At 59.9% G+C, this 10,333-nt stretch carries 8 protein-coding genes; 5 read left to right on the forward strand and 3 right to left on the reverse strand.

Going from position 1 to position 10,333, the window contains the following annotated elements:
- A partial coding sequence (locus AC1D17_RS25875; protein ID WP_477568141.1) for an ABC transporter ATP-binding protein occupies nt 1–876 on the forward strand: 876 nt, incomplete at its 5' end.
- A gap of 49 nt (nt 877–925) precedes the next feature.
- On the opposite strand, the gene AC1D17_RS25880 is transcribed toward AC1D17_RS25875, so the two are convergent.
- A complete protein-coding gene (locus AC1D17_RS25880; protein ID WP_477568142.1) occupies nt 926–1,924 on the reverse strand; it encodes an ABC transporter permease in 999 nt (332 codons plus the stop codon).
- A 42-nt stretch (nt 1,925–1,966) separates the two neighbouring features.
- Nucleotides 1,967–2,710, reverse strand: a complete 744-nt coding sequence (locus AC1D17_RS25885) for an ATP-binding cassette domain-containing protein (protein ID WP_477568147.1) — start codon at nt 2,708–2,710, stop codon at nt 1,967–1,969.
- Between the two features lie 242 nt (nt 2,711–2,952).
- Between AC1D17_RS25885 and AC1D17_RS25890 the strand changes: the two genes are divergently transcribed.
- The 4 genes from AC1D17_RS25890 to AC1D17_RS25905 all read left to right on the forward strand — a co-directional run bounded on the left by AC1D17_RS25890 (nt 2,953) and on the right by AC1D17_RS25905 (nt 8,127).
- Entirely contained in the window at nt 2,953–3,933 is a 981-nt protein-coding gene (locus AC1D17_RS25890; RefSeq protein ID WP_477568143.1) for an NAD-dependent epimerase/dehydratase family protein, read from the forward strand.
- A gap of 45 nt (nt 3,934–3,978) precedes the next feature.
- A complete protein-coding gene (locus tag AC1D17_RS25895; protein WP_477568144.1) occupies nt 3,979–4,965 on the forward strand; it encodes a sugar-binding protein in 987 nt (328 codons plus the stop codon).
- 989 nt (nt 4,966–5,954) lie between these two features.
- Nucleotides 5,955–7,442, forward strand: coding sequence for a nucleobase:cation symporter-2 family protein (locus AC1D17_RS25900; RefSeq protein WP_477568145.1), 1,488 nt, complete (start codon nt 5,955–5,957; stop codon nt 7,440–7,442).
- Between the two features lie 79 nt (nt 7,443–7,521).
- Nucleotides 7,522–8,127: a nucleoside deaminase gene (locus tag AC1D17_RS25905; RefSeq protein ID WP_477568148.1), complete on the forward strand. Its 606-nt coding sequence runs from the start codon at nt 7,522–7,524 to the stop codon at nt 8,125–8,127.
- 125 nt (nt 8,128–8,252) lie between these two features.
- Here AC1D17_RS25905 and AC1D17_RS25910 read toward each other — a convergent pair.
- A partial coding sequence (locus AC1D17_RS25910) for a M10 family metallopeptidase C-terminal domain-containing protein (protein ID WP_477568146.1) occupies nt 8,253–10,333 on the reverse strand: 2,081 nt, incomplete at its 5' end.

Below are 10,333 nucleotides of genomic sequence, written 5' to 3' on the forward strand. Positions count from 1 at the left end.
CCGCGCGACAGGGGCGTTGCCATGGTCTTCCAGAACTACGCGCTCTACCCGCATATGACGATCTACGACAACATCGCCTTTGGCCTGAAGCGCATGAAAATCCCAAGCCCGGAAATCGACAAGCGCATACGGGCGGTGTCGGCCACGCTCGGCCTCGATCCCTATCTTGAACGCAAGCCAACTGCCCTCTCGGGCGGGCAGCAGCAGCGTGTGGCCATCGCCCGGGCGATGATCAAAACGCCGCGTGTGTTTCTCTTCGACGAGCCGCTCTCCAATCTTGATGCGAAGCTGCGCAACCATATGCGCGTCGAAATCGCCCGGCTGCATCAAAAGCTTAAGACGACGACCGTCTACGTCACCCATGACCAGCTCGAAGCCATGACGCTGGCCGACCGGATCGTCTTGATGAAGGACGGCGGCATAGAGCAGGTCGGCACGCCGGCGGAAATCTACGAGCGGCCGCGCACGTTGTTCGTCGCCGGCTTCATCGGCACCCCAAACATGAACTTCATCGATGCGACGGCCGAAGCAAACGGCGATGGCTGGTTGCTGCATGTGCAAGGGGCCGCTTTTGCTGTTTCCGGCAGGCGGTTTAACCTGTCGGACGGACAGAAGATCGTGCTTGGTATTCGTCCTGCGGATCTTGAAACCGCAGCCGCCGGGGCAATCGGGATCAACTGCGTTGCCGGTACTGCGGACCTCGTTGAATTCCACGGCAATGATGCCCTCGTCACCTTCCTGTTCGCGGATAAGGAAATCGGGGCGCTCGTCAAGGCAGGCGTTTGTCCAAAGTCCGGTGACGACGTCTGCTTTATCGTCAAAGAGGATCGTCTGCACCTGTTTGATGCGCAGACCGGGCTGACACTCTTGCGGTAATTAAGGACACGCGCCGCGTATCTCGGGGGAACAGTTCTTGTCCCGCCCTCTATTCACTTTGGCGGAAGTTGCGAATCCGATCAAACAGGACGGCAAGCACGATGGCACTGCCGATGAAGGTGCCTTGCCAGAAAGCGTTGATACCGAGCAAGCCGAGACTGTTGCGGATCACCTCGATCAGTGCGGCCCCGATCAGCGCGCCGGAGGCAGTGCCGACGCCACCGGCCAGGTTGGCGCCGCCGATGACTGCGGCAGCAATGACCTGGAGTTCCATTCCGGCGCCGATATTGGTCGTGACGGCTCCAAGCCAGCCTGTTTGAATGATGCCGGCGATCCCCGCCGAGAGGGCGGAAATCATGTAAACCGTAACCTTGATCCTTCGCACAGGAACGCCCGTGAGCGTGGCGGCGTGTTCATTGCCACCGATGGCAAAGATGTAGCGGCCGAACCTTGTCCAGCGCAGCACGAAGCCGGTGAGAAGTGCCAGGACGATCATGTAGAGTACCGGATTTGCAATGCCGAAGAACCATGCGCCGCCGCCCAGCGCCAGTAATTTATCGTGATCCGGCCCGAACTGGAAGACGACGGTATTGTTTGACGCAACCATCGCCAGACTGCGCGCTATCGAGAGCATGCCGAGCGTGACGACGAAAGGTGGAAAACCCAGATAGGCGATCAGCACCCCGTTGAACGCCCCGATCACAAGCGCGGTGATGATTGAGGCGGCGATGCCCACCTCAATGCCGTAGCCGGCATGCATGACAACCGCCAGCACCATGCTGCACAGGCAAAGCACCGAGCCCACCGACAGGTCGATCCCGCCGGTAATGATGACGATCGTCATGCCGAGTGCGATGATCGCAACAAAGGTGACGTTACGAGTGATGTTGTAAAGGTTCTTCGTTGTTGCAAAGGAGTCGGTGGCAAAAGAGAGAAAAATGCAGGCGCAGATGACGGAGAGCAGCACCCAGAGGGTCTGACTCCCGAGGGTGGCCGCAAGCCAGCCTTGCTGCTTCTGACTGATCGTTTGATCAAGGGAAATTGTCATCGCCGACCTTCGATTCCATCCGATCCAGTGGATCTGCTTTCATCATACCTGCTCGATCGCTCCGGTAATGAGCCCCGTCACTTCCTCGGGCGAACTCGCCGCGATTGACTTGTCGGCGACCTTTCTGCCGCGCCGCATCACGATGACCCGGTCGGCAACTGCAAAGACGTCCGGCATGCGATGGCTGATCAATACGACGGCGATGCCCCGGTCACGCAATTGGCGGATCAAATTGAGGACTTCCGCCACCTGGCGGACCGAAATGGCCGCCGTCGGCTCGTCCATGAGCACGATCTTCGCCTCCGATAGCATCGTCCGGGCGATCGCCACCGCCTGCCGCTGACCACCCGACATCTGCTTGACGAGGTCGCGTGGGCGCGTCTCTGACTTCAACTCCTTGAAAATCTCTCCGGCGCGTCGGTACATCGACTTGTAGTCCAGAACCTTCAACGGGCCGACGCCGAAGCGCAGTTCGCGCCCGAGAAATACGTTTGCCGCCGCCGTCAGGTTGTTGCAGAGCGCAAGATCCTGGTGAACGATCTCGATGCCATGCTGGCGTGCTTCCACGGGGCGATGAAGCACGAGTTCCCTGCCGTCCATCTGCATGGTTCCGTGACTTGGCCGAAAGTTGCCGGCAATCATCTTGACCAACGTCGATTTACCGGCGCCGTTGTCGCCCATGAGGCCGACCACTTGCCCCGCCTCAAGGGTAAGCGAAACATCGTTGACCGCCTGGATGGCGCCAAAATTTTTGGAGATGTTGGTGAGTTCGAGAACCGTCACCAGCCTTCTAACCTCCCCGAGCTCTCAGGCGCACGACCACCCGAGCCAGGCTCATGCTGCGCGCGGAGCCCTCGCGTATCGGTTCCCTGCCAGAGGACGCGATACCTAGCATTTATGCAAAACCGCGCGATACCGTCAATCAATTGTACGATGAATCGAACCACACCTCATAATATTCCATTTGTAATACAAATACACGTTGACGAATGCAACGCGTGGATATTAGCTGTTGCTGGGAGGAGAGCATGCTTATCCTTGTCACCGGTGCCACGGGAAAGGTCGGGCGGCACTTCATAGCTGGGCTGCTTGACGATCCGCGATTTGCCAATGCGCGTATTCGCGCGCTGTGCCACAACCGGTTGTGCGCCGAGACCGACCGGGTCGAGGTGATCCGTGGCTCGATCGCCGATCGGGACGTCGTGACTGCCGCACTCACCGGCGTTACACATGTTGTCCACTTAGCCACCTGCAAGGAAACGCCCGCCGACGTGATGGACATCACCGTCAAGGGCCTCTTCTGGTTGCTTGAGGCGTTCCGTTCCAACGCCCTCGCGCGCCAGTTCATCCTCATCGGCGGCGATGCCGCGATAGGCCATTTCTACTATCGCCACCAGGGACCAATCACCGAACAGACGCCGCACAGCGCGTATCCCGGGAGCTACGCTCTGTCGAAGGTTCTGGAAGAGGTGATGCTGGAACAGTTCGGCGTCCAGTACGACATCAACGGTTGCTGTTTGCGCGCGCCGTGGATCATGGAAAAGGATGACTTCAAATTTACGCTTTCCTTCGGTGACGACGTGTTCGGCGGGCCTGACTGGAGAACGCTCGTTCCGGAAGCCGACGCCAAGCGCTATGTAAGCCAAGGCACTGTGCCGCTGCTGCGCGACGCAGACGGACGCCCGCTGAAGCGCAATTTCGTGCATGTCGATGATCTGGTCGGCGCCATATTGGCCGTGATCGACAATCCGCGTGCGAAGCGGCAGCTCTTCAACATCTGCATGGACCGGCCGGTCGACTATGGCGAAGTCGCCGGCTACCTCGCCCGCACCCGTGGCCTCGAATCCGTCGACATACCGAGCCAGTTCCACTCGAACTGGATGGACAACAGCAAGGCCAAGTACCTGCTGGATTGGCGACCTGTCTACGATCTGGAATTGCTTATCGACTCGGCCTGGGCGTACGAGCGCTCTCAGAATGACCCTCGCATAGTCTGGTACCCGGGTTGACGTGTGGCGGGCACGCCGTGTCCGTCTGTTTCAAGGGAGGAAGCCATGAGGAAGTTACTATTGCTTGGCGTCGCCGTTCTGGCACTCACTGCCGGACAGGCTTTGGCCAAGAAGCAGTTGGTCATCGTCGTGAAGGGCCTTGATAATCCATTCTTCGAAGCGATCAACCAGGGGTGCCAAAAATGGAACAAGGAAAACTCGGACTCGGAATATGAATGCTTCTACACAGGCCCGGCATCGACCTCGGACGAGGCCGGTGAAGCGCAGATCGTCCAGGACATGCTGGGCAAGGCCGACACCGTTGCGATTGCGATTTCGCCGTCTAACGCCAAACTGATCGCCCAGACGTTGAAGACTGCCAATCCGACGATTCCCGTGATGACGCTGGATGCGGACCTTGCCGCCGAAGACTCGGCGCTACGCAAGACCTATCTCGGCACCGATAACTATCTGATGGGTGCACGCATCGGCGATTACATCAAAAAGGCCATGCCGAACGGCGGCAAGATCTGCACGATTGAAGGCAATCCGGGTGCCGACAACATTCTGCGCCGTGCCCAGGGCATGCGCGAYACGCTGACCGGCCAGAAGGGACTTGCCGAGCTGAAGGGTGAGGGCGGCTGGACGGAAGTCGCCGGGTGCCCGGTGTTCACCAATGACGACGGCGCCAAGGGCGTTCAGGCGATGACCGATATCCTCGCCGCCAATCCCGACCTTGGTGCATTCGGCATTATGGGCGGTTGGCCGCTGTTCGGCGCGCCGCAGCCTTACCGCGACTTGTTCAAGCCTATGGCTGACAAGATAGCCAGCAACGAGTTCGTCATTGGTGCTGCCGACACGATCGGCGACGAAGTGGCGATCGCGCGGGAAGGCCTGGTAACGGCACTCGTCGGCCAGCGGCCGTTCGAGATGGGCTATAAGGCGCCGTCGGTAATGCTGGACCTGATCGCCGGTAAGCCGGTCGACGATCCCGTTTTCACGGGTCTCGACGAGTGCACCAAGGACACCGTTGATACCTGCATCCAGAAGTAGCTTACCTGTTCGGGGCGTCCGATCCACGGGCGCTCCGAACGGTCATACCAAGCTTGCAGCTGGAGGAATTGCTCCCGGCAATTTGCCGGAGGGATCAAGCTTTCACGTGTAGATGGCACTTTAGCCTCTACCCCTTTCTGCAGTCACTTCGCCAAGACGGAACGCGAGGCAAGCGATACTGGATGCGGGCTTTACGGCCGCGAGTGATGGAAGCGGAGGCTTGGCATCAGGTTTTCCAGTCATCGTTTTTTGACGGAAATCTCTGTCGATTTTCCTGAAGGTGTTTCGCCTTTTCCTGAGAAGATATCATCGACGATGTGCTGTCTGTAACCGGCGACGCCCTGATTTGGCTGAGTATTGGTGAAGTCGCGACACGCATTAGCGCGGAGCGGGTGGAGAGATCCCGCGATCAGGCGGCATAATAGCCGCGGGCGTGTGCTTGACAGGTTCTGCAAAAAGAATGCAGGGTTTGTGGCAGTGCAGGTCTAGACCTCACAAGGAATGCCCCGCTCAACGTGTGTTGATGACGATCCGGAGTTCGCACCTCCTGGAACAGGGTCCTAGCGAAACTGGCCAAAAGCCGGTCCAACTATGGAGCTGATAGGGCATGTATTCCAATAATCTTTTTCATGACGAACTTCGCCATGGCTGTGCTTCGGAAACGCCATCCGCACAGTGTCCGCTCGACCACGGCCCCCGCGACACCCATCGTAGCGCGCGGCTGGCGAACATCGGGGCAAAGATTCCAGAAAATCGTCGCGCGGCAGTGACCCGACAGACCAGCACGCGCCGTTCAAACCCATTCAGCAAGCCCGCCTCTAGAACGCGGCTGCAGGTTTTTCGAATGCGCCCTGGCCGTTGTGTCCGCAACCGGCAGCGTTATCCGCTTCAGGCATGAGCATGGCTCCGGCATAAGCCTGTGCCCCGATGGCTATGCCGAAATGCCTGATCGACAGGGGTGCAACCCAAAGCGAAATGCTTGCAAAGGTATGGAGGAGTTTACCTTGGCACATAAGGAAGAGGAAAATGCATTCAACACGCGCCCGGAAGATGAAAGGCTCAGCATTGGGGCCAATCTCGCCTATGGGCTTCAACATGTTCTGACGATGTACGGCGGCATCGTGGCTGTACCGCTCATTCTCGGACAAGCGGCCGGGCTCGGCACGAACGACGTCGGCTTGTTGGTCACAGCATCGCTTTTTGCCGGCGGCCTTGCCACCATTCTTCAGACGATCGGCCTGCCATTCTTCGGCAGCCGCCTGCCGCTGGTGCAGGGCGTCTCATTCTCGGGCGTCGCGACGATGATCGCGATCTCCGGCAACGGCGGCATCCAGGCGATTCTCGGGGCGGTCATCGTGGCGTCAGTGATCGGCCTGCTGATCACGCCGGTGTTTTCGAGGATCACCCGCTTCTTCCCGCCGCTCGTCACGGGAATCGTCATCACGACCATCGGCCTGACGCTGATGCCGGTCGCCGCGTTCTGGGCGATGGGCGGCAACAGCCGCGCGCCGGATTTTGGAAGCCCCGCCAACATCCAACTCGCCGCAGCGACGCTTGCCATCGTGCTCCTGCTGAGCAAGCTCGGAAGTGCGTCGATTTCGCGGCTGTCCATCCTGCTTGCGATAGTGATCGGCACTGGGATTGCCCATGTCGCCGGCATGACCGACTTCTCGCAGGTGGCGAACGGCCAGCTCTTCGCCCTTCCGACGATTTTTCACTTCGGCTACCCCACCTTCGAAATTGCGGCGGTCATCTCGATGTTCATCGTGATCATGGTGACGCTCGTCGAGACGTCGGCGGATATTCTGGCCGTAGGCGAGATTGTCGAGACCAAGGTCGATTCCCGGCGTCTCGGCGATGGTCTGCGCGCCGACATGCTGTCCAGCATCATCGCCCCTGTCTTCGGCTCGTTCACGCAGAGTGCGTTTGCCCAGAATGTCGGGCTGGTCGCCGTGACCGGCGTGAAAAGCCGGTATGTGGTGGCGACAGGGGGCCTCTTCCTGGTTGCCCTCGGCCTCCTGCCCGTGATGGGCCGCGTGGTCGCGGCGGTGCCAAGCTCCGTCCTCGGTGGCGCCGGGATCGTGCTTTTCGGCACGGTGGCGGCAAGCGGCATCCGCACCCTCTCGAAGGTGGACTATAACAACAACATGAACCTGGTGATCGTGGCAACGTCCATCGGGTTTGGCATGATCCCGATCGCGTCTCCAGGCTTCTACGAGCACTTCCCAGCCTGGTTTGCCACGATATTCCATTCCGGCATCAGCTCCGCCGCGTTGATGGCAATCGCCCTCAACCTGCTGTTCAACCACATCAAGTCCGGTAACTCTGACCAGCAGTCCGTGTTCGTAGCGGGGGTCGAACGGAGCATCCGCTACCAGGATATCGCCCGGCTTCACGATGGCGACTACTTCCTCAATGGCAAGCTCTATGACGCCAAAGGCGTTGAGGTGCCCGTGCTCGCGGCGCAGGCTCATTGAACACCCGCAAATCTCTGATCTGGTCCGGATGGGATTTCCGACCTGTGTCGTCAGCCTACCAATCTTCAAGGAAAATGAAATGACCGAACAAAACGAAACACTGAAGCTGCTGGACGCCCTGCTCTTGGCGATGGAGTCCGGCATCATCCCGGCCACAGAAGTGGGCGTGGCCGCCGGCAACAAGATCTTCGGCGCCGCCCTGTTGCGGAAGTCGGATTTTTCGACCGTTCTCGTCGAAACCAACAACGAGACCGAAAACCCCCTTTGGCACGGAGAGGTGCACACCCTGAAGCGGTTCTACGAAATGACAGGATCCGAGCGGCCGGACTCGCGCGACCTGATCTTTCTGTCGACCCATGAGCCGTGCTCGATGTGCCTTTCGGCGATCACCTGGGCTGGCTTCGACAACTTCTTCTACTTCTTTAGTCACGAGGATTCCCGCGACGCCTTTGCCATTCCGCATGACCTGAAGATTTTGAAGGAGGTCTTCACGCTGGAGCCCGGCGGCTATAACCGGACGAACGCCTTCTGGAAGGGGAAATCAATCCACGCGCTGATAGATCAGGCGCCGGAGCCGCACCGTTCGCAACTGAAGCAACGGGCCGCCGCCATTAGTCGCAAATATGACGATCTCTCCGTCATCTACCAAGCGAGCAAGGACGGCAACGCGATCCCCCTCAGTTGATCTTTATTTCGCGTGGACGCGCCGCTGGTGGCTTTTCAGCTGGCGGCGCGTCGAGCGGTTTCAATGGCGTTGTCACGTTATCGATACGGGGGCACACACGTGGTGCTGGGCACCGAGCGCCGAAACTACAGAATAAAGTCGCCTTTCGTTAGATTGATGATGCCGGCGAGCTCGATCTGGAAGTCGGCTCGGCCATCGAGATTGACGTCGCCATAAACGATCGTCTTGTCGTTGGCCGTGCCGGCAGCGTCGAAGGTGCGGTAGATCAGATCGCCCGAGCCACCCGAGAAATTGCCTGTCCCTTTCCAGGTGAAGGCCTGATTGCCGGAGACCTTCGCGTTGGCGTCGATCTTGGAGAGGTCGAGATGGTCCTCGCCCCGCAGGAAATCGGCAACGATGTCGCGCTTGTCAGCGCCCGAAAGCGGATTGAGCGAACCGTTGTTGATGAACCCGGAGAAACCCGGAGCCGAGTCCTGTGTTGTCGCGAAGACGAACACGTCCTTGCCGGCACCACCATAGAGCGTGTCTATGCCGGTGCCGCCGATCAGCGTGTCGTTGCCGGCGCCGCCCTTGATGATGTCGTTGCCACCCTTGCCGTCGAGAATGTCGTCGCCGCCGGTGCCGGTCAGCGTGTCGTTGCCTGAGGTGCCCGGCGAGGTCTCCTTCACGTCACCGACGGTGATCTTGATCGTCTTCGAAGCCTCGTAGCTTGTGCCGATCGTTGGATCATCAAGACGAATGGTGACGTCCAAGACGGGGTTGGTCTCGAAGTCGAGCGTCACGCCGGCCTTTAGCCACAGCGCGCCGTTCTTGATCTCGAACAGCTTGGCATCGGCACCCGTGAGCGACAGTACGTTCTTGCCGCCATCGACGTCGGTGGTCGCAAGGTTTGCCACCTTGCGCGCAGTCACCGTTGAGGCATCCTCGACTATGACAGTCAGCGTCTGCGTCAGTCCGAGGGCCGGCGCGTCGTTGACCGGTGTGACGTTGATGGTCAACGTGTTTGCCGAGGGATCGAGGTTGATACCGCCATTTGCGGTGCCGCCATTGTCCTGTACCTGGAAGGTGAAGTGGGCATAGCCGGTACCGTTGGCATTGTGGGCCGGCGTGAACTTCAGCTTGCCCGCATTGATATCGGCGACCGAAATGAACTGACCGGCAGACACCGCGATGCCGTTGTTGGTCAGCGTGCCGGCACCAGGAAGCGCCGTGATCTTGACCCGGGAAAGCGTGTTGCCATCGGTGTCGCTGAAGCCGAAGTCGGCCGATGTCAGTGCACGTGGCGTGTCCTCCAGCGTGGTGACCGTCTTGTTGCTACCGGATGGTGCGTCGTTGATGTTGATGATCGCGGCTGTTCCTGCGCTGGTCGCGCTCTCGGCAAAACCCCGCCCATCGACATAGCTCGTCACCACGCGAACAATGCCGCCGACGTCGGCGTCGCGCAGGGTATAGGTCGCCTGGTCCGTGCCGACATTCACAAAGCCTGCGCCGGTATTGCGCTGCCACTGGTAGTGCAGCGTCCCCAGGCCATCGGAGTCCGCAAGTGTCGAGACTGCAGTCAGCACCTGATCTTCGGTCGCTGTGCCGGCAATCGTCACGCCGCCGGTGTGCGGGTCGTTGACGGCGCCGACGGCCGTGGTGCCGGCGCTGGTTACCGCCTCGGCGGTGCCTTGTTGGTCGGTGTAGGAAGTCACCACCCGAATGTGGGCGCCGACATCGGTATCACTCAGGGTGTAGGTCGCCTGGTCGGCCCCGACATTGACGAATCCCGAACCGCTGTCACGTTGCCACTGGTAGTGCAGCGTCCCCAGGCCATCGGCATCGGCCAGAGCGGAGGTATTGGCGGTCAGGACCTCGTTTTCAACAAGCGTTCCTGTGATTGACACGCCGCCGGTCGGGGCATCGTTGACGTTGGCGATCGCGGCGGTGCTGGCGCTGGTGGCGCTTTCGAAGAAGCCCTGGCCATCGGTATAGCTGACGACCACCCGGACCGTGCCGCCGACATCGGCGTCTCCGAGGGTGTAGGTCGCCTGGTCGGTTCCGGCATTGACGTAACCTGAGCCGGTATTGCGTTGCCACTGATAGTGCAGCGAACCCAGGCCATCGACGTCGGCCAGAGTGGAGACGGCAGTCAACACCTGGTTCTCGGTCGCCGTGCCAGTGATTGACGCGCCGCCGGTATGCGGGTCGTTGACCCCCGCGATCG

This window comes from Pararhizobium sp. P1_E7 (assembly GCF_056405855.1).